Annotated in this window: 24 protein-coding genes; 9 read left to right on the top strand and 15 right to left on the bottom strand. The window is 71.0% G+C overall.

From position 1 onward, the window contains the following. Position 1: 1 nt before the first annotated feature. Together ABQ271_RS10845 and ABQ271_RS10840 are read right to left on the bottom strand one after the other, a co-directional pair. On the bottom strand, positions 2 to 1,204 hold the full coding sequence (locus ABQ271_RS10845) for a homoserine O-acetyltransferase (RefSeq protein WP_349308770.1): 1,203 nt from the start codon (positions 1,202 to 1,204) through the stop codon (positions 2 to 4). 112 nt (positions 1,205 to 1,316) lie between these two features. Beyond that, positions 1,317 to 2,639 (bottom strand): bifunctional o-acetylhomoserine/o-acetylserine sulfhydrylase, encoded by a 1,323-nt coding sequence (locus tag ABQ271_RS10840; RefSeq protein ID WP_136362440.1) that lies wholly within the window; start codon positions 2,637 to 2,639, stop codon positions 1,317 to 1,319. Between the two features lie 162 nt (positions 2,640 to 2,801). Between ABQ271_RS10840 and ABQ271_RS10835 the strand changes: the two genes are divergently transcribed. Beyond that, complete coding sequence (locus ABQ271_RS10835; protein WP_349308769.1) at positions 2,802 to 3,587, top strand: SDR family oxidoreductase; 786 nt, start codon at positions 2,802 to 2,804, stop codon at positions 3,585 to 3,587. A gap of 6 nt (positions 3,588 to 3,593) precedes the next feature. On the opposite strand, the gene ABQ271_RS10830 is transcribed toward ABQ271_RS10835, so the two are convergent. Further along, positions 3,594 to 5,039, bottom strand: coding sequence for an MFS transporter (locus ABQ271_RS10830; RefSeq protein WP_349310894.1), 1,446 nt, complete (start codon positions 5,037 to 5,039; stop codon positions 3,594 to 3,596). A gap of 112 nt (positions 5,040 to 5,151) precedes the next feature. Here ABQ271_RS10830 and ABQ271_RS10825 point away from each other — a divergent pair, with 112 nt between their 5' ends. Genes ABQ271_RS10825 through ABQ271_RS10815 form a run of 3 tightly spaced genes read left to right on the top strand, consistent with a single transcriptional unit; the run spans position 5,152 to position 6,981 of the window. Continuing rightward, on the top strand, positions 5,152 to 5,658 hold the full coding sequence (locus tag ABQ271_RS10825; protein ID WP_349310893.1) for a phosphoribosyltransferase: 507 nt from the start codon (positions 5,152 to 5,154) through the stop codon (positions 5,656 to 5,658). Further along, the gene (locus ABQ271_RS10820; protein WP_349308768.1) at positions 5,655 to 6,341 is read left to right on the top strand and encodes a uracil-DNA glycosylase; all 687 of its coding nucleotides are present in this window, start codon (positions 5,655 to 5,657) and stop codon (positions 6,339 to 6,341) included. Before ABQ271_RS10825 ends, ABQ271_RS10820 begins: the two co-directional genes overlap by 4 nt. A 16-nt stretch (positions 6,342 to 6,357) precedes the next feature. Further along, positions 6,358 to 6,981 (top strand): N-acetyltransferase family protein, encoded by a 624-nt coding sequence (locus ABQ271_RS10815; protein WP_349308767.1) that lies wholly within the window; start codon positions 6,358 to 6,360, stop codon positions 6,979 to 6,981. Here the strand turns inward: ABQ271_RS10815 and ABQ271_RS10810 are convergent. The 8 genes from ABQ271_RS10810 to ABQ271_RS10775 form a co-directional block, all read right to left on the bottom strand. Beyond that, positions 6,959 to 7,291: a protealysin inhibitor emfourin gene (locus ABQ271_RS10810; RefSeq protein WP_349308766.1), complete on the bottom strand. Its 333-nt coding sequence runs from the start codon at positions 7,289 to 7,291 to the stop codon at positions 6,959 to 6,961. The two genes, ABQ271_RS10815 and ABQ271_RS10810, sit on opposite strands and share 23 nt — an antisense overlap. Further along, the gene (locus ABQ271_RS10805; protein WP_349308765.1) at positions 7,275 to 8,333 is read right to left on the bottom strand and encodes a M4 family metallopeptidase; all 1,059 of its coding nucleotides are present in this window, start codon (positions 8,331 to 8,333) and stop codon (positions 7,275 to 7,277) included. The genes ABQ271_RS10810 and ABQ271_RS10805 overlap by 17 nt, the downstream gene beginning before the upstream one ends. A 41-nt stretch (positions 8,334 to 8,374) precedes the next feature. Continuing rightward, positions 8,375 to 9,172: an ATP-binding cassette domain-containing protein gene (locus ABQ271_RS10800; RefSeq protein ID WP_349308764.1), complete on the bottom strand. Its 798-nt coding sequence runs from the start codon at positions 9,170 to 9,172 to the stop codon at positions 8,375 to 8,377. Continuing rightward, positions 9,169 to 9,960 carry an ABC transporter ATP-binding protein gene (locus tag ABQ271_RS10795; protein WP_349308763.1) on the bottom strand — a complete coding sequence of 264 codons (792 nt, stop codon included), beginning with the start codon at positions 9,958 to 9,960 and terminating at the stop codon, positions 9,169 to 9,171. Before ABQ271_RS10795 ends, ABQ271_RS10800 begins: the two co-directional genes overlap by 4 nt. Further along, a complete protein-coding gene (locus ABQ271_RS10790) occupies positions 9,957 to 10,838 on the bottom strand; it encodes an ABC transporter permease (RefSeq protein WP_349308762.1) in 882 nt (293 codons plus the stop codon). The genes ABQ271_RS10795 and ABQ271_RS10790 overlap by 4 nt, the downstream gene beginning before the upstream one ends. Then, a complete protein-coding gene (locus tag ABQ271_RS10785) occupies positions 10,838 to 11,788 on the bottom strand; it encodes an ABC transporter permease (protein ID WP_349308761.1) in 951 nt (316 codons plus the stop codon). The genes ABQ271_RS10790 and ABQ271_RS10785 overlap by 1 nt, the downstream gene beginning before the upstream one ends. Further along, positions 11,785 to 13,290 carry an ABC transporter substrate-binding protein gene (locus ABQ271_RS10780; RefSeq protein WP_349308760.1) on the bottom strand — a complete coding sequence of 502 codons (1,506 nt, stop codon included), beginning with the start codon at positions 13,288 to 13,290 and terminating at the stop codon, positions 11,785 to 11,787. Before ABQ271_RS10780 ends, ABQ271_RS10785 begins: the two co-directional genes overlap by 4 nt. Positions 13,291 to 13,395: 105 nt before the next feature. Continuing rightward, on the bottom strand, positions 13,396 to 14,340 hold the full coding sequence (locus ABQ271_RS10775; protein ID WP_349308759.1) for an alpha/beta hydrolase: 945 nt from the start codon (positions 14,338 to 14,340) through the stop codon (positions 13,396 to 13,398). A 51-nt stretch (positions 14,341 to 14,391) separates the two neighbouring features. Between ABQ271_RS10775 and ABQ271_RS10770 the strand changes: the two genes are divergently transcribed. Then, positions 14,392 to 14,874, top strand: a complete 483-nt coding sequence (locus tag ABQ271_RS10770) for a carboxymuconolactone decarboxylase family protein (protein ID WP_349308758.1) — start codon at positions 14,392 to 14,394, stop codon at positions 14,872 to 14,874. Continuing rightward, a complete protein-coding gene (locus ABQ271_RS10765) occupies positions 14,871 to 15,584 on the top strand; it encodes a tyrosine-protein phosphatase (protein ID WP_349308757.1) in 714 nt (237 codons plus the stop codon). The genes ABQ271_RS10770 and ABQ271_RS10765 overlap by 4 nt, the downstream gene beginning before the upstream one ends. A 4-nt stretch (positions 15,585 to 15,588) precedes the next feature. Here ABQ271_RS10765 and ABQ271_RS10760 read toward each other — a convergent pair whose 3' ends face one another. The 4 genes from ABQ271_RS10760 to ABQ271_RS10745 form a co-directional block, all read right to left on the bottom strand. Further along, a complete protein-coding gene (locus ABQ271_RS10760) occupies positions 15,589 to 16,035 on the bottom strand; it encodes a Fe-S oxidoreductase (protein ID WP_349308756.1) in 447 nt (148 codons plus the stop codon). Next, a complete protein-coding gene (locus ABQ271_RS10755) occupies positions 16,032 to 16,844 on the bottom strand; it encodes an arginase family protein (RefSeq protein ID WP_349308755.1) in 813 nt (270 codons plus the stop codon). Before ABQ271_RS10755 ends, ABQ271_RS10760 begins: the two co-directional genes overlap by 4 nt. 70 nt (positions 16,845 to 16,914) lie before the next feature. Next, a complete protein-coding gene (locus ABQ271_RS10750) occupies positions 16,915 to 17,649 on the bottom strand; it encodes a PspA/IM30 family protein (protein ID WP_349308754.1) in 735 nt (244 codons plus the stop codon). Between the two features lie 74 nt (positions 17,650 to 17,723). Continuing rightward, positions 17,724 to 19,694, bottom strand: coding sequence for a TPM domain-containing protein (locus ABQ271_RS10745; RefSeq protein WP_349308753.1), 1,971 nt, complete (start codon positions 19,692 to 19,694; stop codon positions 17,724 to 17,726). Positions 19,695 to 19,846: 152 nt separating this feature from the next. On the opposite strand from ABQ271_RS10745, the gene ABQ271_RS10740 reads away from it, so the two are divergent. From ABQ271_RS10740 to ABQ271_RS10730, 3 genes are read left to right on the top strand one after another with little or no spacing between them, the layout of a single operon-like run. Next, positions 19,847 to 20,680, top strand: coding sequence for a DUF3097 family protein (locus ABQ271_RS10740; protein ID WP_349308752.1), 834 nt, complete (start codon positions 19,847 to 19,849; stop codon positions 20,678 to 20,680). A 59-nt stretch (positions 20,681 to 20,739) separates the two neighbouring features. Then, the gene (gene trmB, locus ABQ271_RS10735) at positions 20,740 to 21,486 is read left to right on the top strand and encodes a tRNA (guanosine(46)-N7)-methyltransferase TrmB (protein ID WP_349308751.1); all 747 of its coding nucleotides are present in this window, start codon (positions 20,740 to 20,742) and stop codon (positions 21,484 to 21,486) included. Then, the gene (locus ABQ271_RS10730) at positions 21,486 to 22,337 is read left to right on the top strand and encodes a CPBP family intramembrane glutamic endopeptidase (RefSeq protein WP_349308750.1); all 852 of its coding nucleotides are present in this window, start codon (positions 21,486 to 21,488) and stop codon (positions 22,335 to 22,337) included. Before trmB ends, ABQ271_RS10730 begins: the two co-directional genes overlap by 1 nt. The last annotated feature ends 65 nt before the right edge of the window (positions 22,338 to 22,402 follow it).

Raw genomic sequence — 22,402 nt, 5'->3', positions numbered from 1 at the left:
CTCAGCTCTCGAGCAGGCGACGCAAGTGGCGGCCGACGGGCTCGGTCTCGATGAGGAACCCGTCGTGTCCGAAGTCGCTTCGCAGCACGACGGTCTCGTCGTCGATGGTGGTGCGGATGCCGCGGCTGATGCGGTGCTGCCCCTCCACCGGGAACAGGCGGTCGCTGTCGACCCCGAGCACCAGCGTGCGCGCGGTCACGCGGGCGAGGGCGTCCTCGACACCGCCGCGATCGCGGCCGACGTCGTGCGAGTTCATCGCCTCGACGAGAGTCAGGTAGGAGTTCGCGTCGAAGCGACGCGTGAAGCGGTTGCCGTGGAAGTCGAGGTAGCTCTCGACCGCGTACCGGCCGCCCTCGCCGAACGGGCTCTTGTCGGACTGCCAGGAACGCTGGAAGCGCTGGTTCAGCTCGGTCGGGGTGCGGTAGTTGAGGAGCGCCATGCGGCGGGCGAGCGAGAGACCGCGGTGCGGTCCGTCACCGTCGGGCGCGTCGTAGTAGTTGCCGCTGGCGAAGCGCGGATCCATCTGGATCGCCGCCAGTTGGACCGAGTTGAGCGCGACCTGGTCTGCGGTCGTCGTCGGCGGTGAGCAGAGGACGCCGAGGCGCTCGACCCGCTCCGGGTGACCGACGGCCCATTCGAGGGCGTGCATGCCGCCCATCGAGCCGCCGACCACTCCCGCCCAGACGTCGATGCCGAGCGCGTCGGCCAGCATGACCTGCGCGGCGACCTGGTCGCGGATCGTCAGGAACGGGAAGCGCGAGCCCCATTCGTAGCCGTCCGGAGCGATGCTTGCGGGACCGGTCGAGCCCTGGCATCCCCCCAGGATGTTCGGCGCGACGACGAACCAGCGGTCGGTGTCGATCGGAGCGCCGGGGCCGACGATGTCGCCCCACCAGCCGTCGGTCGCGTGACCGGGGCCCGCCTCGCCGCACACGTGGCTGTCGCCGGTGAGGGCGTGGAGGATCAGCACGGCGTTGTCGCGGGTGGGGGACAGCTCACCCCACGTCTCGTAGGCGAGACGGATGCCGGGAAGGCTCGCCCCGCTCTCGGTGGCGAAGGCGCCGAACTGCGCGAACCGGCGCTCGCCGACCGGGTCGCCGTCGCGCCACGCGCCGGTCGCCGGCGGGCGGCCGAGGAGCAGGCGGGCGTCGGCCTCGGTCACGGGGGCCGAGGGCACCGTGTCTTCCGAGGTCTGCCAATCCATGCGTCCATTCTCCCGGGCTCGGTGGAGGCTCAGCGCAGTGTTACGGTGCCGGACGCACGACACCCCGCCGCGGCAGTGCCGGGCGGGGTGTCGGTCTCCTGAGGAGGGGAAATCAGGCGCGGGCGGCCTCCGAGAGGCGGCGCGCAGCGGCGAGGGCCTGCTCGAGGTCGGCCTTCAGATCCTCGATGTTCTCGAGGCCCACCGAGAGGCGGACGAGACCCGGCGTGACACCCGAGGTGAGCTGCTGCTCCGGGGTCAGCTGCGAGTGGGTGGTGGATGCCGGGTGGATGACGAGCGAGCGGACGTCACCGATGTTCGCGAGGTGACTGAACAGGCTCAGCGAGTTGACGAACTCGCGTCCGGCCGAGACGCCGCCCTTCAGCTCGAACGACAGGACCGCGCCGACGCCCTTGGGTGCGTACCGGTTGGCCGCGGCGTACCAGGGCGAGGTCGGGAGCCCCGAGTAGTTCACCGAGGCGACGTCGGAGTGGTTCTCGAGCCACTCGGCGATCTCCTGCGCGTTCTGCACGTGACGCTCGATGCGCAGCGACAGCGTCTCGACACCCTGGATGAGGTTCCACGCGCTCTGCGGCGAGATGGCGGAGCCGAGGTCGCGGAGCAGCTGGACGCGCGCCTTGATGATGTACGCGAGGCCGTCACCCACGGCATCCGTGTAGACCGCACCGTGGTAGGACTCGTCGGGCGTCGTCAGGCCGGGGAAGCGGTCGGAGTGCTCGGACCACGCGAACGTGCCGCCGTCGATGATGACGCCGCCGATCGTCGTGCCGTGGCCGCCGAGGAACTTCGTGACCGAGTGCACGACGATGTCGGCACCGTGCTCGAAGGGACGGATGAGGTAGGGCGTCGCGATCGTGTTGTCGACGATGAGGGGCACGCCGGCGGCGTGGGCCTCGTCGGCAACGGTGCGGATGTCGAGGACGTTGATCTGCGGGTTGCCGATCGTCTCGGCGAAGAAGAGCTTCGTGTTGGGGCGGACGGCGCGGCGCCACTCCTCGGCGTCGTCCTGGTTCTCGACGAACGTCGTCTCGATGCCGAGCTTGGCCAGCGTGTACTTGAAGAGGTTGTACGTGCCGCCGTAGATCGAGCTCGACGAGACGATGTGGTCGCCGGCCTGCGCGATGTTCAGGACCGCGAAGGTCGACGCGGCCTGGCCGCTCGAGAGCACGAGCGCGCCCGTGCCGCCCTCGAGGCCCGCGAGACGCTGCTCGAGGACATCCTGCGTCGGGTTCTGGATGCGCGTGTAGATGTTGCCGAACTCGGCCAGGGCGAAGAGGTTCGCGGCGTGGTCGGCGTTGTCGAAGACGTAGGACGTCGTCTGGTAGATCGGGGTGGCACGGGCCTTGGTCACCGGGTCCGGGGCGGCGCCGGTGTGGATCTGCTTCGTCTCGAAGCGCCAGTTCTCGGGTGCGGACATGACAGGCTCCCTGCATCAGTGGTCGGGTGGTGGCCTCATGCGACGGATGCCGCAGGCCCGACACCGACGTTACGAGCACCGCCCCGTGAGGACAACGGAACGGACACGCGACGTAACGTGACGTGGCCCGGCGGGCTGCCCCGAGTGGCTAGCGTTGACGGCATGGCTAATCGACGTGCAGTGGTGACCGGGGCGAGTTCGGGGATCGGCGAGGCGGTCGTCCGCGCACTCCGGGCGAAGGACTGGGACGTCGTCGGTGTCGCCCGGCGTGCCGCGCGCCTTGAGGCCCTGGATGCCGAGATCGGGTCGCGTTCGTACGCGGCCGATCTCACGAGCGAGGCCGACGTCGCAGCTCTCGCCGGGCACCTCGAGGACACCGGTCCGGTGCACGCCCTCGTGCACGTCGCCGGCGGTGCTCGGGGTACCCAGCGCGTCGAGGACGGCGACCCCGCCGACTGGCGCTGGATGTTCGAGGCGAACGTGCTGTCGGCGCAGCTGCTGACCTCCGCCCTCCTCCCGCAGCTGCGACGCGCTGCCGACATCGACGGGCACGCCGACACCGTGTACGTCACCTCGACGGCCGCACAGACCGCCTATGCCGGCGGGGCCGGGTACAATGCCGCCAAGGCGGGGGAGGCGATGCTCGTGCACGCCCTTCGGCTCGAGCTGAACGGGGAGCCGATCCGCGTCGTCGAGGTCGCCCCCGGCATGGTGCAGACCGACGAGTTCTCCCTCAACCGTCTCGGCGGCGACCGGGCCGCGGCGGAGAAGATCTACGACGGTGTCGAGGACCCCCTCACGGCCGCCGACGTCGCGGACGTGATCGCCTACGCGCTGAACGCACCCGGCCACGTCAACCTGGACCTCATCACGATGCGCCCGGTCGCGCAGTCCGCGCAGCACCTGCTCGCCCGTGGCCCGTTGCGGGCCCGCACCGTCGAGGGCTGAGCCGACTCACCCGGCGGGTGGGGCGTCGGCGAACGCGACCTTGGGGACGAGGAGCAGCAGGAGCGCTGCGAGGAAGCCACCGGCGGCGCAGATCGCCCACACCGTGAGGTAGCCGCCGAGCGAGCTCGCCGTCTGCGCGGCGACCGTGCCCGCACCGGCTGCCAGGACCACGCCGAACACGGCGGACGAGAACGCCCCGCCGATCGTCTTGGTCGTGTTCGTCAGGCCCGAGGCCTCGCCCGTCTTTCCGAACGGTGCCGCCGCCGCGGCAGCAGCCGGCATGGCCCCCACGAGGGCGCCGCATCCGATGCCGGCGATGGACAGGTTCAGCAGCACCTGCCAGACCTCGACGTGGAACGGCAGGAACAGCGCGTACCCGACGCCCACGAGCACGGCGGCACCGATCAGCGCGAGCCGCGGACTGATGCGCCTCGAGGTCACGGCGAAGAGGACCGCGCCCACGATGAGCGACACGAGGTAGAGCCCGATGACGTACGAGCGCTCGGTCGCGTCGAGGCCGAGCCCGTAGCCGAGCGACGAGTCGGTCCCGGCGTAGGTCGACAGCGGTCCCTGCGCTCCCAGCAGGCTGATCCCGATGAGGAATGCCGTTGCCTGCACGGGCCACATGTCGGGCCGGGCGAGCACGCGCATGTCGACGACGGGATGCCGGTGGCCCAGCTCGTGGAAGACGAACCAGACGAGGACTCCCACCCCGAGCACGAAGAGCGCCGCGACCCCGGCCCACGTGCCCGCGCCGAGGCCGAGCTCGCCGATGAGCCGCATCCACGCGAGAGCGCCCGTGACGAGCAGCAATCCCCAGGCGAGGAGGACGACGCCCCCCGTGTCGAGGCGGCGCTCGCCGCTCGGCGTCGACTCGGGCACCCACAGCCAGATGACGATCGCGACGAGCGAGACGGCGATGGCGGGCACCATGAGGGTGAGGCCGAGATCGCCGGTCGCGGCGTAGATCCGTCCGGCTGCGAGCGCGCCGATGATCGCCCCGGCCTCGAGCCCGACGACGAGAAGGCCCGCCGCGCGGCGGGTGAGCGAGACGCCGCGGTTCTGCTCCCGGCCGCGTTCGAAGATGAGCGCCACCTCCAGCGGCAGCCAGACGACGTAGAACCCCTGCAGCGACCAGAACAGCAGGAACGTCCAGAACGAGTCGGCGAAGACCAGCCCCCACGAGGCGAGGGCCGTGAGGATCGCGGCGACCAGCAGGATCCGCTTGTGGCCGAACATGTCGCCGAGCTTCGCGAGGATCGGCACCACCAGTGCGCTCAGCAGCAGCTGACCGGCCTCGAACCAGTTGACGTCGGCGTCGCGGATGCCGAGCTCGATGACGATGTCACTGAACAGGGGCACGTAGAACCCCTGCAGGATGCCGCTGACGATCTCGACGACGATGAACCATCCGATGAGGCCCGCCGTGATACCCAGTGCGGAAGAACGCAGAGTCGACGAGGGCAGGGCGGAGGAGGGCGGAATCCCGGTCACGAGCGCGAGCCTAGCGCTGCGTCGGGCGTTCGCCTCGCACGCCGTATTCTGAGAATCCATGGACGAGGGGATGCCGGTGGCCGCCGAACGCGAAACGCTGAGCTGGGACGATTTCGGCGGGGCGACCCGAGAGCTGGCGCGAGACATCGTGGCGGACGGGTTCGCACCCGACATCGTCGTCGCGATCGCCCGCGGCGGGCTGCTCCCCGCGGGAGCCATCGCCTACGGGCTCGGGGTCAAGAGCTGCGGCGCGCTGAACGTCGAGTTCTACACCGGCATCGGTACCGTCCTCGATGCCCCCGAGATCCTTCCTCCCGACCTCGATCTGAGCGCGCTGCCCGGCAAGCGCGTGCTCCTGGTGGACGACGTCGCCGACAGTGGACGCACCCTCGCGCTGGCCGTTCAGCTGCTGCGGGATGCCGGTGCGGACGTCCGCTCCGTGTGCATCTACACGAAGCCCGGCTCCATCGCGCTGCCGGATTACTCGTGGCGCGAGACCGACCGGTGGATCGACTTCCCCTGGTCGTTCCGCGGGACCGTCGTCCAGGAGGACGCGGGCCTTCCCGCCGGGGCATGAGCGGACGCTCGCTCGATGCGCTCGCCGCGGACGGTCTGATCCACCCGGAGTGGGCTGAGGCGCTGGTGCCGGTCGGCCCGGACATCGCCGCTCTCGGTGACCGGCTGCGGGCCGATGAGCGCGGCTATCTGCCCACGGGCGAGCACGTCCTCCGCGCCTTCTCCCAGCCGCTGTCGCAGGTACGCGTGCTGATCGTCGGCCAGGACCCGTATCCGACTCCCGGTCATCCGATCGGGCTCTCGTTCGCCGTCGACAGGCACGTCCGGCCGCTGCCGCGGAGCCTCGGGAACATCTACGCGGAGCTGTCCGCCGATCTCGGCATCCCGCCCGCCGCTCACGGCGACCTCTCCGCGTGGACGGAGCAGGGCGTCATGCTCCTCAACCGCGTGCTGACCGTCGCCCCGGGCGAGGCCGGATCCCACCGGGGCTGGGGCTGGGAGCGCGTCACCGGGCACGCCATCGCAACCCTCGTCGCGCGGTCGGAACCGCTCGTCGCCGTGCTGTGGGGAAAGGATGCCGCGGGCCTCGCGCCGATGCTCGGCGACACCCCGCGGGTCGAGTCGGCGCATCCGTCCCCGCTCTCGGCGCGGCGTGGCTTCTTCGGCTCGCGTCCGTTCTCTCAGGTCAACGCGCTCCTCGAGGCGCAGGGTTCCTCCTCGATCGACTGGCGACTGCCCGACTGAGCCGTATGCTGGCGGCATGCTGGAGGACGAGTACGAGCGAGACCGTCGCCGCCTTCCCCGTCACCTCCGCCGTCGTCCCGAGCCCGAGCCCGAGTTCTCGTTCGAGCTGCGCCCCGCCGTCCGGACGGACATGCCCGACGTGCGGGAGATCTACAACCACTACGTCGCGAACTCGGTGGTGACCTTCGACGAGAAGCGGTGGACGCACAAGCAGTGGGTCGAGAAGTTCGACTACCTGGCGAAGCTCGATCTCCCGTTCCTCGTCGCCGTCTCGCCCCGAGGGCAGATCCTCGGCTACGGGCTCGTCTCGCCGTGGACCGGCAAGAGCGGGTTCCGATACACGGTCGAGAACTCGATCTACCTCGGCCAGGCGGCAACCGGGAAAGGACTCGGACGCGCGCTGCTGGAGGGTCTCATCGCGGCGTGCGAGGAGAAGGGCATCCGCGAGATGGTCGCCGTCGTGAGCGACAAGGGAGCCGAAGCGTCCCTCGCGCTCCACGAGCGGCTCGGGTTCGTCGAGGTCGGCCGCATGGGCAAGGTCGGCTACAAGTTCGGGCGGCCGCTCGGCACCATCTACCTGCAGAAGCACCTGAACCCGAAGAAGAAGGAGTCGCTGCTCACCCGCATCCGCTCTCGCTGAGATCCCGAGGCGCGACGACGGTTCCGTCGGTCTGCACCTTCTCGATGAGTTCGCGCCATGGGCCTGCGGCGTCGCCCTCGGCGAGAACGGCCCGGCGATCATCCCGGCCGCGCACGGCTGCGACCTCCCACGAGAAGCGGTCGGCGCCGGCGGCGGATGCCGCGGGTCCCGCCCACGGGCACGCATCGACGAGCGGCGCCCACGCGTCGACCTCGGGTCCCTCGACCTCGACGCGCCAGGCGCGGCGGAGTCCGGCGAATCCACCGGTGCGGACGACGACGATCGTCAGCGGGTCAACGGGCTGCGGCATCCTCCACGACTCCGACGCTCGCCCACGCGGTGCGGACAGCGACGGCCTCCTCAGAGTCTTCACCGTACTCCCGCGCCGCGGTGTCGGCAGTGGCCGCCGCGAACTGGGCGAAGGTGGCGGAGGGGGAGAGGGCGCCCGAGATGAGGGTGAGGTACCAGATGCGGCCCGCGCGCTCCCAGGCGTAGCCGCCGAGGACGGTCGCGACGAGGTGGAACGCCTTGTTCGGGATGCCGGAGTTGATGTGGACGCCGCCGTTGTCGCCCGACGTCTCCACGAAGTCCCGCATGTGCGAGGGCTGCGGATCTTTGCCGAGCACGTCGTCGTCGTAGGCGGTACCCGGGGCGGCGAGCGAGCGGAGCGCCGACCCGGTGACCGCGTCGGTGAAGATCTCCGCGCCGACGAGCCAGGTCGCGGCATCCGCCGTCTGACCCTGGTGATGCTGGTCGGTGAGGGCGCCGAACACGTCGGCGATCGATTCGTTGAGCGCGCCAGACTGACCGGAGTAGTCGAGGCCTCCCGCGGACTCGATGACGCCGTGGCCGAGCTCGTGCGCGATGACGCTGAGGGAACGGGTGAAGCCGGCGAACACCTCGCCGTCGCCGTCACCGAACACCATGCGCTCGCCGTCCCAGAACGCGTTGTCGTACGCGCGGCCGTAGTGGACCGTCGCCGCGAGAGACCCGCTCGCGCCGTCGAGCCCGACCCGTTCGAACGCGTCCCAGAGGAACGCGAAGGTCGCGCCGAGACCGTCGTAGGCCTCGTCGACGGCCGCGTCGCCGGTGGGCTCGGCGCCCTCGGCTCGTGCGGGCGTGCCGGGCAGTTCTTCGCGGTTCTCGGCGTCGGAGATCAGCCGGTCGGGATCGGGCGCCGCCGACACGACGAGGGCATCGCCGTCGACCGACAGGTCGATGTGTGCGCGCATCGGCGCGTACGCACGCGGTACCGCGAGGGTCGCGCGTGCGGCGGCGGCGGCGTGCGGGAATCGTTCGGCCGGGGCGGCCGCGAGACGGGCGAGCAGATACGGCGGGACGATGGCGTGCATGCCGCCACGGTAGTCCCCGCCGCCGACAGCGTGACGGCCGATCACCGATCCCGCGGGTCGATCACGGGGATCGAGGCGAGCAGGCGCCGGGTGTACGCGACCTGCGGCTCGAGGAGCACCTTCTCGGTCGGCCCCTCCTCGACGACACGGCCCTCGGTCATCACGACGACGTCGTCGCAGAGGTTCTGCACCACGCCGATGTCGTGGGAGACCATCACGAGAGTGAGGCCGTCGCGCCGGCGGAGCTCGCGGATCAGGTCGAGGATCTGCGCCCGGACGGTCACATCGAGCGCCGACAGCGGCTCGTCGCCGACGAGGACGTCGGGACGGTGGACGAGGGCGCGGGCGAGGGCGATCCGCTGACGCTGCCCGCCGGAGAATTCGTGGGGGAACCGTTCGGCGGCGTCAGCAGGCAGCCCCACGTCGTCGAGCACCTCCCGGACGCGTGCCCGGTGGTCGCCGGGGATCGCGAGCGCCGACAGGGGTTCGGCGACGATCCGTCCCACACTCATGCGCGGGTCGAGCGACCCGTACGGGTCTTGGAAGACGATGCCGGTGCGCCGGCGAAGCCAGTGGAGCGAGCGCGCCGACGCGCCGCCGTCCACACGCCGGCCGTCGAACTCGACGGTACCCGCGCTCGGCACGTCGAGGCCGAGCAGGAGCCGCACGAGCGTCGACTTCCCCGAGCCGGACTCGCCGATGACACCGAGCGCACTTCCCGCCCGGACATCGATATCGACATCGTCGAGCGCCGTCGTCCACCGGGCCGCCTCGAAGGGGCGCGACCGCGGCATCCGGTATCTGCGCGTCAGGCCGCGGGCCTGCATCAGCTCGCTCATGCGCGGCCCCCCGGTCGCCAGAGCGTCGCGGTCGCGTCGCGGAGGAGCGCCTGCGTGACAGGCGAGGCGGGGGAGCGGAGGAGGGTCCGGAGCGACCCGGCCTCGACGACCCGACCCGACTCGAGGACGACCGCATCGGTCGCGATCTGCGACAGCACCGCGAGGTCGTGGGTGATGAACGCGAGCGACATGCCGTCTTCGTCGACGAGGTGGTGGAGGAGGTCGAGGATCTCGGCCTGGATCGTGACGTCGAGGGCCGTCGTCGGTTCGTCCGCGATGAGCAGGCGCGGTCGACAGGCGAGGGCCATCGCGATCGCGACGCGCTGACGCTGCCCGCCGGAGAGCTGGTGCGGGTAGCGGCGGACGATCCGCTCCGGGTCGGGCAGCCTGACGCGCCGCGCCTCGTCGACGGCCCGCTCCCACGCCTCGGCGCGGGAGACGCCGCGCTGGTGGATGCGGATCGATTCGGCGATCTGACGGCCCACCGTTCGGATGGGGTTGAGCGCCGTCTGCGGCTCCTGGAACACCATGCCGATCTCGTCGCCGCGGAGGCGCGCGAGGTCGCGGTCCCGCATCCCGATCAGCTCCTGACCGTTCCACCGGATGCTGCCACCGACTTCCGCGCCCTCCGGGAGGAGTCCGAGGATCGCGAGCGCGGTCAGCGACTTGCCGGAGCCCGACTCGCCGATGAGTCCGACGCGTGCGCCGTCACCGACCTCGAGGTCGATGCCGTCGACGACGCGGCGGCCGCCGAGGTCGATGGTGAGTCCCGCCACGGAGAGAGTCATGCCGTCACCGCCGCGGGAGGCTCGGCCGCGTGCCCCGCGGAACCGCGCGAGAGGGTGGGATCGGTTGCGTCCCGCACGGCGTCGCCGAGGAGGTTGAAACCGAGGACGGTGAGGGTGATCGCGAGTCCCGGCCACACCACCGAGAGCGGGTGAACGCTGATGTACCGCTGCAGGTCGGCCAGCAGGAGTCCCCACGACGGCTCGGTCAGGGGCGCTCCGAAGCCGAGGTACGAGAGCCCCGCCTCGGCGAGGACCGCGACCGCCATTCCCCACGAGAGCTGCACGATGAAGACGGGCGCGACGTTCGGCAGGAGGTGTCGCCACAGGTTCTGCCAGGGCGTGAGCCCCGACGCACGGCCCGCGAGGACGAAATCGCTGCGGAGGACTCGGCGAAGCTCGGGACGGGTGACCCGGGCGATGTTGACGCCGAAGCCGATGCCGACCGACACGATGACGACCAGGAGCGACCCGCCCCACACCGCCGAGACCATCATCGCGATGAGGAGGACGGGGAAGGCGATCAGGATGTCGACGATCACCGTCACGCTCTCGCGTACGGGCCGCGGGGTCAGCGCCCCGAGGGCGGCGAGCACAAGGCCGATGACGGTCGCGATGACGCCGGCTCCGACCGCCACGAACACGGTCGTGCGCGAGCCTGCCATGAGGAGGCTGAGGATGTCGCGGCCCGATCCGTCCGTGCCCAGGAGGTGCGCGGCACCCGGCGCCGACCAGCGGTTCGCGATGTCGACGCGCTGCGGGTCGAGCGGGGTCCAGAACAGCGAGACGACGGCCACGAGGACGATGACGAGGACCACGAGGAGCCCGAACCGGCCTGTGCCAGAGGCCCACAGTCGCGTCGCCCACCGCTGTCGCCGCATCACTCGGCCTCTCGCTGACGGGGATCGAGGGCGCGGTGCACGAGGTCGACCACGAACCCGATGACGAGCACGAGCCCGGTCAGCACGAGGAGCTCGCCCTGCACCTTCACGAGGTCGCGGTTGCCGGTGTCCTCCACGAGCATCCGCCCGATGCCGGGAAGGCTGAACAGCTGCTCGATCACGACGGCGCCGACCATGATGCCGGCGACCTGCACGCCCAGCACCGTCACGACCGACAGCCCGACGCTCGGCAGGCCGTGCCGAAGGAGCGCCTGCGTGCGGGTGAGGCCCTTGGCGGCCGCCGTGCGCACGAAGTCCTGCCCCATCGCCTGCAGCGTGGCGGAGCGGACGAAGCGGAGAAGCACCGCCCCTTCGACGACACCGATCGTGAGCGCCGGCAGCAGGAGCGCGCGGAACGCGGCGGCCGGGTCGGACCAGCCGGCGCGCGGGAACCCCTGCGCGGGGAGCCACCCGAGTGTCACGGCGAACACGACGACCAGCATCATGCCCGCCCACACGACCGGCACGGCGGCGAGGGCTTGGGCGCCGACCGAGACGAACACGCCGTCGGGGCGGTGACGGCGGACGGCCGCCAGCACGCCGAAGGGGAGAGCCACGAGCAGGGCGATGACGAAAGCGAGGATGCCGAGGGGCACCGTCACCTCCGCCTTCTGCAGGAGTTCGGCGGCGACCGGAGTGCCGGTGAGCTGCGACCGACCCAGGTCGCCGCCCAGGATGCCGCCGATCCAGTCGCCGTACTGCGTGAACAGCGGGCGATCGAGACCCAGCTGCTCACGGATGCCCGCGAGCGCCTCGGGGGTGGAGTTCACTCCCGCGATCACCTGTGCGACGTCACCCGGAAGGATCCGAAGCGTCGTGAAGATGAGCGCGCTGGCGACGAACAGGCCCAGCACCAGCAGGGCCAGTCGCGTCAGCGCGTAGCGGATCACCCCTCGCTCTTGGCCAGCTCGGCGACGTTGAGTCGTTCGTTCACGTTGACCGTCGGCATCCCGCTCACGTTCGACGCGACAGCGAGGACGGACTGACCGTTGTAGAGCCAATCCGCGGCGTCGTCCTCGGAGACCAGGCGTGCCGCCTTCTTGAGGAGCTCCGCGGCCTCGGCGTCGTCGGTCGATGCGACGGACTGCGCGTACAACTGCTGCACCTCGGGGTTGTCATAGGTGAAGTAGTAGTCCGGGTTCGCCCAGTTCTCGAAGTCGTGGGCCTCGGTGTGGAGCACGAAGCTCAGCTCGTAGTCCTTGTTCGTGTAGACGTCCTTGATCCAGGTGGGGAACTCGACCGGGTTCACCTTGAGGGTGATGCCGACGTCGCGGAGGTTCGAGACGAGGATCTGGGGAACGGTCGTTCCGTATGCCGACGGGATCGTGAGGGTCAGCGACAGGTTCTTCGCGCCGGCGTCGGCCAGAAGCGCGCGAGCCGCCTCAGGGTCGAAGGGAGCGACCTTCGACAGGTCTTCGTATCCGGGATCGAGCTCCGGGATCGGGCCGTAGAGCGTCTTGCCCGCGCCGAGTGCCTCGACGATCGACTTCTTGTCGATCGCCTGGCGGATCGCCTTCCGCACGCGCTGGTCGGCGAGGGGGCCGGAGGTCTCGTTGATGGCGAGGGTGCCCTTGTCGGTGGAGTCGCCGACCTCGAGCGAGAAGTCGCCGTTCGCTTCGACCTGGTCCTTCAGGTTCGCGTCGAAGCCGGTGAGCACGTCGAATTCGCCGGCCAGTGCACCGCTCAGCGCGGCCTGATTGTCGCTCACGTACGAGAACACGACCTCGGCCGCTGCGGCAGCGGTGCCCCAGTACCCGTCGAAGCGCTGGAACACGATGCTGTCGCCCTCGCGCCACTCGGCGAGCTGGAACGGGCCGGTCCCGTTCGCGGCGGTCTTGCGGTCGATCTTGTCGCCCTCCTTCAGGATCAGCCCGGCGCGACCGGTGAGGTTCCAGAGGAGAGTCGAATCGGGGGCCTTCAGCGTCAGCGTGATCTTCTGCCCGTCGGCGGCGATCTTCGACACGTTCGCCAGCCGCGCCGAATCGCGGTAGGTCGGGGTGTCGCGCTCTTGCGTGAGCGACCAGACGACGTCCTGCGGCGTCAGCGGCTGTCCGTCGTGGAAGGTGACGCCCTCGCGCAGGGTGAAGGTGTAGGTCAGCTTGTCGTCCGAGACCTCGTAGTCGGTGGCGAGCGCCGGCACGATCTTCTGGTCGGGGGTCCGTGCGATGAGGCCCTGATACACGTTGTCGATCAGGATCTGATCGAGCGCGGAGCCCGCCATCGTCCGGATGTCGAGGTTCCCCGGCTCGAGCACGAGACGCACGTTGACGGTCGCATCGGGATCGGGGGCGGCGGGCGTCGAGGGTCCGGGCTGCGAGCCGGTGCAACCGGCGAGGAGCAGAGCCCCGGCGGCGAGGAGCGCCGTGGCGGCCAGGGCGGTGCGGCGAAGCATGTGAGTGGGGGATCCTTTCGGCATCGATGGGTGTCGTCGTCGACGCCGTCCCATCGGGGTGCTCGGGTGCGCGTTACAGCCTAGAGTCCCGGCAGGAAATGTCGCTCACCGGCCGTCATACGCTGATCGGACGGCGTCGGCGAGCTCCGCGGGCTGCTCCTCTTGGACGTTGTGCGCCGAGTCGAGTGCGACGTGAGCTGCCGTCGGCACGCGGCGGAGGAAGTCCTCGCGGTCGGCATCCGTGAGGAATCCCCGAGTGCCCGTGATCAGCGTCACCGGTGCGGCGACGGCGGCCAGGTCTTCCCATCCGGCGGCGGACAGGATGCCGGCATCCGCCCGCTGTGCGTCGTCGACCGCAGCGGCCGAGTCGGGGTCGGCGGCGAGGCGGTTGGCGAGGTGCGCGAAGTGGTGCTTCCACTCGACGCGGCCGTCGGGGCGGACGCGGGAGTTCAACGACACCCCTCGCGTGGCCGCCTCGCGCGAGCCGCCGAGACCGAACGACAGCGCGCGGTCCACGAGCTCTTCGCGGCTGGACCAGTCGGTGGGGCCGGCGAAGAACGCCCGGATCGACGATGCGGCCCCGTTCGGGTCGATGCCGGGGGAGATGTCGACGAGGACGAGCTCACGGACGAGCTCCGGATGCCGCGCCGCGAGCGCCGCTGCGGTGAGGCCTCCGAGCGAATGACCGACGAGCACCTGCGGCTGCCCGCCCGTCCACTCGCGGATGGCGGGCGCCACGTCGGCGGCGAGAGTCTGCCCGGTGTACTGGGCGTCCTCCCGCCAGGACGAGTCGCCGTGGCCGGGCAGGTCGAGGACCAGGGCGGGGAGTCCGAGGTGGAGGACCGTCGTGTCCCACGTGTGCGCGTTGAGGCCGGCGCCGTGGAGGAAGGTCACCTCGGGGGGAGTGTCGGCGGCGCCGAAACGCAGGGCGCTGACGGCGCGTCCGTCCGCGAGTCGGTGCGTCACGCGGCGTACCGGTAGCACCGGGACTCCGATCGCATCCGCCTGGGCGGGGAGGTAGGAGAACTCGTCGAAGGCGGCGTCGCTCACGACACCATTCTGGCCGATCCCGGCACCCGCGGGCGCGGATAGGGTGACGGCATGAGCGATCACCACCGTGTCCACCTGGCCCGGGCCGCCCGGCCGGCGTACGACGCCCTCGAAGCGTTCGCCACGACGGTGGGCGAGCTCGCCGCGGACGCGGGCATCGACGCACGGCTGCGCGAACTCACCCTCATCCACGCGTCGCAGCTGAACGGCTGCGCGTACTGCGTGCGGGTGCACTCCGATCGAGCGGCGAAGGCCGGGGTGACGCTCGATCTCGTCGCGCAGATCCCCGTGTGGCGGGAGTCGAGTGTCTTCAGCGAGCGTGAGCGAGCCGCGTTGGAGCTCACCGAGTCCTACGTCTTCATCCACGACGAGGGGGTCTCCGACGACGTCTACGACCGCGTCGGCGGCATCCTCTCCGAGGAGGAGTACGTCGCGCTCAGCTGGCTGCTCGTCTCGATCAACGCGTTCAACCGCATCGCGATCGCCGGTCGGTACCCGGTGCGGGAGCGGCGGACCCCGCCGCCCACCTCGTGAGCGTCCAGGACGTTCCGGGCGCGTTCAACTTCCGCGACGTCGGGGGTCTTCCGGCGGAGGGGGGACGGACCCGATCCGGTGTGCTGTACCGGTCGGGGAACCTCGGCCACCTCACGGCGGCGGGCACGGATCGGGTGGCGGGCCTCGGCATCCGTCGCATCGTCGACCTGCGCGACGACGACGAGCGTCGGACCGAACCGTCCCGTGTGGCGGGACTCGGGATCGACACCGTGCACCTGCCGATCTTCGCCGGGTCGGTCGCCTCGTTCTTCGCCGACGATCTGTCGCTCGACGACGTCTACCGGGCGCTCGTCGACGGTTCGGCGGCGCGGCTCGTCGACGCCGCGCGGGCAGTGCTCGAGGTGCAGCCGGTGCTCGTCCACTGCACGGTCGGCAAGGACCGCACGGGTCTGTCGGTCGCGCTCATCCTCGCTGCCGCCGGGGTCGACGAGGATGCCGTCATCGCCGACTACGCGCAGACCGAACAGCTCCTGCCGGTGAGTCGCAACGAGGGCGTCCTCCGATTCCTCCGGCATCGGTACCCGCACGCGCGGCACCTCGACGACCTCGTGACGCGCTCGCCGGCGGCGGCGATGCGAGCCGTGTTCGACGATCTGCGGCTGCGGTACGGCGGACCGGTCGACTACCTCCAGGCCCACGGGCTGACGGCCGACGAGGTCGCGGAGCTGCGTCGCGTTCTCGTGGCGTGACCGCTCAGCTGCGCGGGATGTAGCGGCCGTCCGCCAGACCGGCCTCGATCTCGAACCGGTTGGTGAGGGGGTTTCGACCGGCGAGCAGGTAGAGGAGCGGCATCAGCATGCCGTACCGCCGCCATTGCACCTGGTGCGTGGCCTCGTGGGCCAGCAGACGGTCGTCGATCTCGCCGTCACCGGTGAGGAAGCAGCCGCCGACGCAGACGCCCCCTCGCCCGAAGGTGGCCCCCGGCATCCCGCGGAAGACCCACAGGCCCGCGCGGCGTTCGACCCGGCCCGTCGACCAGAGCGAACCCCACACGAATCCGAAGGTCGTTCCCGCGAGGTATCCGAGGCGGCTGAGCGGGGAGTCGAGCAGGATGCCGGGGATCCAGCGGTCGAATCGGCGGCCCCGATCGACGGCGCGCGCCGCGCGCTCCTCCCACCCGGGCGGGGGGAGCGGGCTCACGCGAGGGCTCCCAGCAGGCGCAGGATCGTGCCGAGGTCCTCGACCGCGGCGTCCCGCGTCGCGGGGGCGAAGCCGGAGAGCGAGGCGCCGACCAGCGGCATCCGTTCCCGCAGGACCGCGAGTGAGGCGATGACGTGGGCGGGGTCGGCCCCGAACGGCACCGGCTCGAGGACGCCGACGACGCTGGCCGGGTCGAGGACGTCGAGGTCTATGTGCACGTAGACGGCGTCTGCCCCGGTGGCGGCGACGGCGTCGGCGAGAGCCGCCGAGTCGCCGAGTTCGTCAGCGGCGATCCGGGTGATCCCCGAGCCGTCGAGGGCCTCGGCCTCGGCGTCGTCGAGCGCGCGGGCACCGACCAGGATCGTGCGTGCGGCGGTGGCCGGTGGCGTCGGCATGAAGGCGCCGGCCTCGATCGCCGCGCGGAGGGCCATCCCCGCCAGCGCCCCCGACGCCGAGGTCTCGGGCGTGTGCAGGTCGCCGTGCGCGTCGAACCAGACGATCGCGAGAGACGGATGCCGCTTCGCCGCCGCCGCGATCGCCGGCACCGCCACAGCGCAATCCCCGCCGATCACCACGGCGGGCTCATTCTCGCCCGCGAGAACCTCGGCGATCTCATCGCGCACGCGGCTGAGCGTGCTGAAGCGACGGATGCCCGTACCCACCGCCTCGCCCGCCTCGGCGGGGACGTCGACGCGGGTGAGCGCCGAGCGCGGCAGGTCTTCGGCGATCGCCTCCGCGCCGTCGATGAGGCGCATCGCGCGGGCGGACGGTGACCCCTGCCACTGCGGGACGACGACGAATCGGGTCATTGCTACCTCCGGGGAGAACGGCGGCGCCGGACCCGCGGGGGCCCGGCGCCGGCGTCACGCGTGATGCTGCTTACTGCTCGATCGCGCCGGCGTTGCCGCCGGTCTTCAGCGCGGCCAGGCGCGCCTCGACCTCGGTCAGCTCGCCGAGGTCCTCGAGCTGGTTGAACTGCGCGTCGATCGTCGAAGCGGCGATCTCCGCCTTGCCGGTGGCGAGAGCCTCCTGGCGGCGGACCTTGTCCTCGAAGCGGCCGAGCTCGCTCGTCGGGTCGAGGACGTCGATCGACTTGACGGCGTCGTGGACCTTGTTCTGGGCCTCGGCCGTCTTGGCGCGGGCGAGCAGCTCGGAACGCTTCGAGCGAAGCTGGTCGAGCTTCTGCTTCATGCCGTTGAGGCCGTCCTTCAGCTTGTCGACGACCTCGGTCTGCGAGGCGATCGAGGGAGCGATGGCACGTGCCTCGTTCTCTTCGCTGATCTGGCGCTGCAGGGCGATCTTCGCGAGGTTGTCGAACTTGTCGGCATCCGTCGTGTTCCCGGCGGAGCGCAGCTCGTCGGCCTTGCGGCTGGCGGCGATGGCCTTGTTGCCCCACTCGGCGGCGGCCTTCACATCCTCGTCGTGGTCGCGCTCGAGCAGACGCAGGTTGCCGATCGTCTCGGCGATCGCCGTCTCGGCATCCGCGATGTTGTTCGTGTAATCGCGCACGAGCTGGTCGAGCATCTTCTGCGGGTCCTCGGCGGAGTCGAGGAGCGCGTTGATGTTCGCCTTCATCAGGGTGGAGATGCGGCCGAAGATGGACTGCTTTGCCATCGTGTTTCCTTTCCTAGCGGGAGGTCGTGGTGTCGAACGGAGGGTCGAGGTCTGCGGGGTGCGGCGTCGGAAGATCAGAAGCGACCGCCTCCTCGCCGGGAGCGGGACCCGCCGCCGCTGCTGCGTCGGATCGAGCCGCCGCTGCGTCCGCCGCGTGAGGATCCGCCGCCGAAGCCACCGCCGAAGCCGCCGGAGGAACGTCGCGATCCGCCGCCGCCGCCGAGGAGCGAGCCGAGGATGATGCCGCCCAGCATGCCGCCGAAGTCGCCCCCGCCGCCAGCGTTTCCGCCGCCGGCGAACGATCCGACGTCGCTCTGCGCGCGTTGCGTCGCCTCGCCCGCGAGCGCGGCGGCGCGTTGCGCGAGCGAGAGCGCCTGCTCGGGGTCGGTCTGCTGCAGCTGGGTCGCCTGGACGAGCGTCGCACCGGCTTCGGCGAGGCGGGTGCGAGCGGTGGCTCCGACGGCCCCCCGGCGTGCGCTGATGAAGCCCTCGGCGGCCGACACCTGCGCCTTGGCCTGCAGAAGGGCCTGGGCGAGGACGCGCTCCGCGCGGTCGGCGCGCAGCTGCGCGTCGCGGATCTCGCCGAGCGCTCCGTCGATCGCGGTGTTCGCGCCCTGCAGCAGGTTGACGGCTGACAAGGGGTCGCGGGCGCTCCCGGTGAGGACGTCGCGGGCCGCGTCGAGGTTCTGACGCGTGGAGGCGATCACCGGTGCCAGGCGGGAGTCGGGGTCGGGAGTCGCGGCCGCGGCGGCGAGGTCCGCCTCGAGCTCGGTGACGAGCGCCGCGCCGTCGCGCTCGGCGCTGGCGAGGTCGGCGGCGAGCTTCTCGACCGCCGTCTGAAGCTGGTCGGCCTGCTCGACGGCCTGCTCTGCGGCACGGATGCCGACGGCCGCCCCCGTGCCGTCACCGGCGGAGACCTCGGCCTGGGCCTCTGCCAGCCGCGCATCGGCGAAGGTCAGTCGGTCGCGCGCCTGCGCGGGGTTGTCGGCGACGGTGGTGAGAGCGTCGGGGCGGTACACCGAACGGAGTTCCGCAAGGCGGGCATCGAGCGCGTCCGTGCGCGCGCCGACGTCGGCACGGCGTTGCTGGACGCGGGCGAGCGCCTCCGGAGCGTTCTTGGCGAGGTCGCGGAGCGCGTCGAAGGCGTCGCCCTTCTCCTCCAGCGTCGCCGCAGCCGTGCGGCACCGCTCGAGGATCTCCTCGTACCAGGCCCGCTGCTGCGCGGGGGAGTCGGGCGTCTCGTCATCCATCTGCTGCTGCAGGGCGAACGCGCGCTCCAGTGACGTGCGCGCGTCGGTGATCGCCTGTTCGAACTCGACGGTGGCGGAATCCCCGAACTCCGCTTTCGCGAACCCGAGCTCCTGCGCGCTGGTCGTGATCGCGTCGTCGGTCTGGACGAGGGCGGCGCCGGCGTCACGTTCCAGTTCGTCGAGGGGCACCTCGACCCGACCGGATGTCGCACCGGTCGCCGCGCGACGTCGCCGACGGACGAGCGCCCACACCACGAGGGCGCCGAGAGCGGCGACGACGATGACGACGACCCAGACCAGTCCGCCCCCGCCGCCTGCGCGCGCGTCGGCGAGCCCGTCGGCTGCGGCGACACCGGCTCCCTCCCAATCCCCGTCGGACAGTGCGGGGAAGACGCGTTCCTGCTCGATCGACGTGATGGTGCCGTCGGCGATGGGACCCGAGGAGTCGGACGACAGGTAGTATGCGCGACCTTCCGTGGCGATGGCGAGGAGGTACTGGTTGGGGCCGAGGTTGTTCCGCTCCGCGGTCGCTTCCGCCCACTGCTGCGCGCCGCTCGGGTCGGTGAAGTCGTCGACGTAGACGACCCAGAGGTCCACCCCGGAATCCTCGGTCAGCCGGTCGAGGCGTGCGTCGAGGCTGGATTCCTGCGCATCGTTCAGAACGTCGGACGCGTCGAGCACATGGGTGTCGCCGAGGGCGATCGGTTCCGTGGCGAAGGCCGGTCCGCTCAGCGCGAGGGAACCGGCGACGATCGCGACCGACGCCGCCACGACGGATGTCAGGCGGGATCGCATCGGTGAGGCCTCCGGGAGTCGCTCGGTGCGGCCGAAACCGCTTGCCGCGAGTCTATGCCGCGGCCCGTATGTCTCGATACCGGGTTGCGGCCGGAGCGCCTGTGCGTTCCCTTTGTCTTCCTCACCTAGGCTTCCCGATTCGGGAGGTGCCGATGGACGACCGGTACGGAATGGATGTGCTCGCCTCAGGCTGGCGCGACAAAGGGCGACCCACCGTGGCCACGGTGCCCGCCGAACGCGGCCTCGTCGTGGAGCTCGCCGGCGACGACTTCGTCGGAGCGGTGACCGGCGTGACCGCGGGACACGTCGAGCTCGAGGACCGGCACGGCCGGGTCCGGCTGTTCCCGATCGGCGGGGGGTTCCTCGTCGACGGACGTCCCGTGCAGCTCGTGCCGCCCCGCGCCGCGGCCCCTGCGGGTCGCACGCGTACCGCCTCGGGCTCGTTCGCCGATCCGCAGGCGCGAGCCCGCGTCGCGCGGGCGTCGCGCATCCTCGTCGAAGGTCGACACGACGCCGAGCTGGTCGAGAAGGTGTGGGGCGCCGACCTCCGCATCGAAGGCGTCGTCGTCGAATACCTGCAGGGCGTCGACCTTCTCGAGGACCTGCTCCGCGCCGAGCCGCCCAGCGCCGAGCGCCGCTACGGGGTGCTCGTCGACCACCTCGTGCCAGGCTCGAAGGAGACGCGAATCGCCGAGCAGATCCTCCGCGGCCCGCACGGACCGCACCTCAAGATCGTCGGGCACCCCTACATCGACGTCTGGCAGTGCGTCACGCCGCGCGCGCTCGGGATCGCCGCCTGGCCCGAGATTCCCCGCGGGATCGAGTGGAAGAAGGGCGTCAGTCAGGCCCTCGGCTGGCCGGCTGAGGACCAGACTGACATCGCCCACAACTGGCAGCGCATCCTCGGATCCGTCACGACCTTCCGCGACCTCGACCCCGCCCTCCTCGGCCGTGTCGAGGAACTCATCGATTTCGTGACCGCATGAGCGGGCGACGCAAGGGACGGCCCGCAGAGGCGCCGGATACCGCGGGATACCCTGGTCGCATGCCCGACCCCGACGCGCCCGAGTCGGCGCCGCGCTTCCGTGACAAGCCCGTCTCGTTCGTCCGGCGGAGCGGTCGCATGAGCGACGGACAGGAGCGTGCCTGGGAGGATCACTCGGGTACCTACCTGCTCGAGGTGGAGCGGGATGCCGCGGCCACCAGCATCCGTCCCGGTTCGACCATCGACCCGGTCGCCGAGTTCGGTCGTGCATCGGCGCTCATCGTCGAGATCGGCTCGGGTCAGGGGCACGCGATCGTGCGCGCCGCAGCGCACGCTCCGGAGACGGACTTCATCGCCGTCGAGGTCTTCCGTGCGGGGCTCGCCCGCACGATGCTCGACGCGGACCGCGCGGGAGTGCGGAACCTGCGGCTCGTGGAGGCGAACGCGCCCGAGGTCCTCGAGCACCTGCTGCCGGAGGCGTCCGTCGACGAGGTGTGGATCTTCTTCCCCGATCCGTGGCACAAGAACAAGCACAACAAGCGTCGGCTCGTCGCAGACGGGTTCCCGGAGCTCGCTGCCCGCGCGCTCCGCGACGGTGGTGTCCTGCGCCTCGCCACCGACTGGGAGGACTACGCCCGCCAGATGCGCGATGTCCTGGCGGATGCCGCCGACTTCGAGCCCGCGTTCGAGGGGGAGTGGGCGGACAGATTCGACGGTCGCGTCATGACCGCGTTCGAGCGCAAGGGCATCGCGAAAGGGCGGGACATCCGCGATCTCACCTACCGCCGCCGTCCCCGGACGGCGTGATGGTCCGCGCCGCGGAAGAAACGCGTCCCGTCCTCGGCGTGCGCGTCGTCCCGGCGCTCCTGGTGTGCCTTGCGGCGCCGGCGTTCTTCGTGCTGCTGACGCCGTGGCTGGGGTGGGTGTTGCTCGCGGCGGGCCTCGCGCTCGCCGTCGCCCTCGAAGGGCGGGATGCCGCGGCATCCGGACCCTCTCTCACGCGCGACCTGTCGCTGATCGCGATCGGGATGCTGATCGTCAGCGTCATCCCGTTGAAGGCCGAACTCGACAACGCGGCCATGATCCGGTTCACCCTCGCCCTCGGCGGCGCGGTGCTGGTGCCGTACCTCGTGTCGCGGTTCGTGTACCGCGACCACGCGATCCGGTTCCCCTGGCGCGGTGGCGGGCGGTGGACGCGGTGGCAGTGGGCGTGGTTGGTTGCCGTCCTGGTGCTCGGGTGGCTGTTGCTCCCGTTCTACTTCATCACCTCCGGTGTCTACGAGAACTGGCCCGTCGTCGACACCCCGGACCTGATCGCGCGGCTCTTCGTCGGGGTCGGCGCGGTGGGCATCTGGGATGAGCTGTTCTTCATCTGCACCTGTTTCGCCCTGCTGCGACGTCACTTCGCCGACGCAACCGCAAACGTGCTGCAGGCCGTCGTGTTCGTGTCGTTCCTCTGGGAGCTCGGCTACCGCGCATGGGGCCCGGCGCTTACGATCCCGTTCGCGCTGCTGCAAGCCGTCATCTTCCTGCGGACCAAGTCGCTCGCCTACGTCGTGACGGTGCACCTGCTGTTCGATGCCGTCGTCTTCGCCGTGCTGGTGCACGCGCACAACCCGGGGCTCCTCGACGGGCTCTTCCTCGTCCCGGCCCCCTGACGCCACCTCGGGCGACGTGTCAAGCCCCGGTGCAGTGCCGCCGGCGGGTGTGACGCTGAGGTCAC

The organism is Microbacterium sp. MM2322 (assembly GCF_964186585.1).
Classification (GTDB): domain Bacteria; phylum Actinomycetota; class Actinomycetes; order Actinomycetales; family Microbacteriaceae; genus Microbacterium.
This window is presented reverse-complemented; position numbering and strand designations above follow the sequence as displayed.

What these genes read in the sequence shown, in the direction of transcription:
- ABQ271_RS10845 (WP_349308770.1), bottom strand. Translation starts at nt 1,204, where the DNA reads ATGGATTGGCAGACCTCGGAAGACACGGTGCCCTCGGCCCCCGTGACC.
- ABQ271_RS10840 (WP_136362440.1), bottom strand. Translation starts at nt 2,639, where the DNA reads ATGTCCGCACCCGAGAACTGGCGCTTCGAGACGAAGCAGATCCACACC.
- ABQ271_RS10835 (WP_349308769.1), top strand. Translation starts at nt 2,802, where the DNA reads ATGGCTAATCGACGTGCAGTGGTGACCGGGGCGAGTTCGGGGATCGGC.
- ABQ271_RS10825 (WP_349310893.1), top strand. Translation starts at nt 5,152, where the DNA reads ATGCCGGTGGCCGCCGAACGCGAAACGCTGAGCTGGGACGATTTCGGC.
- ABQ271_RS10820 (WP_349308768.1), top strand. Translation starts at nt 5,655, where the DNA reads ATGAGCGGACGCTCGCTCGATGCGCTCGCCGCGGACGGTCTGATCCAC.
- ABQ271_RS10815 (WP_349308767.1), top strand. Translation starts at nt 6,358, where the DNA reads ATGCTGGAGGACGAGTACGAGCGAGACCGTCGCCGCCTTCCCCGTCAC.
- ABQ271_RS10810 (WP_349308766.1), bottom strand. Translation starts at nt 7,291, where the DNA reads ATGCCGCAGCCCGTTGACCCGCTGACGATCGTCGTCGTCCGCACCGGT.
- ABQ271_RS10805 (WP_349308765.1), bottom strand. Translation starts at nt 8,333, where the DNA reads ATGCACGCCATCGTCCCGCCGTATCTGCTCGCCCGTCTCGCGGCCGCC.
- ABQ271_RS10800 (WP_349308764.1), bottom strand. Translation starts at nt 9,172, where the DNA reads ATGAGCGAGCTGATGCAGGCCCGCGGCCTGACGCGCAGATACCGGATG.
- ABQ271_RS10795 (WP_349308763.1), bottom strand. Translation starts at nt 9,960, where the DNA reads ATGACTCTCTCCGTGGCGGGACTCACCATCGACCTCGGCGGCCGCCGC.
- ABQ271_RS10790 (WP_349308762.1), bottom strand. Translation starts at nt 10,838, where the DNA reads ATGCGGCGACAGCGGTGGGCGACGCGACTGTGGGCCTCTGGCACAGGC.
- ABQ271_RS10780 (WP_349308760.1), bottom strand. Translation starts at nt 13,290, where the DNA reads ATGCTTCGCCGCACCGCCCTGGCCGCCACGGCGCTCCTCGCCGCCGGG.
- ABQ271_RS10770 (WP_349308758.1), top strand. Translation starts at nt 14,392, where the DNA reads ATGAGCGATCACCACCGTGTCCACCTGGCCCGGGCCGCCCGGCCGGCG.
- ABQ271_RS10755 (WP_349308755.1), bottom strand. Translation starts at nt 16,844, where the DNA reads ATGACCCGATTCGTCGTCGTCCCGCAGTGGCAGGGGTCACCGTCCGCC.
- ABQ271_RS10750 (WP_349308754.1), bottom strand. Translation starts at nt 17,649, where the DNA reads ATGGCAAAGCAGTCCATCTTCGGCCGCATCTCCACCCTGATGAAGGCG.
- ABQ271_RS10745 (WP_349308753.1), bottom strand. Translation starts at nt 19,694, where the DNA reads ATGCGATCCCGCCTGACATCCGTCGTGGCGGCGTCGGTCGCGATCGTC.
- ABQ271_RS10740 (WP_349308752.1), top strand. Translation starts at nt 19,847, where the DNA reads ATGGACGACCGGTACGGAATGGATGTGCTCGCCTCAGGCTGGCGCGAC.
- trmB (WP_349308751.1), top strand. Translation starts at nt 20,740, where the DNA reads ATGCCCGACCCCGACGCGCCCGAGTCGGCGCCGCGCTTCCGTGACAAG.
- ABQ271_RS10730 (WP_349308750.1), top strand. Translation starts at nt 21,486, where the DNA reads ATGGTCCGCGCCGCGGAAGAAACGCGTCCCGTCCTCGGCGTGCGCGTC.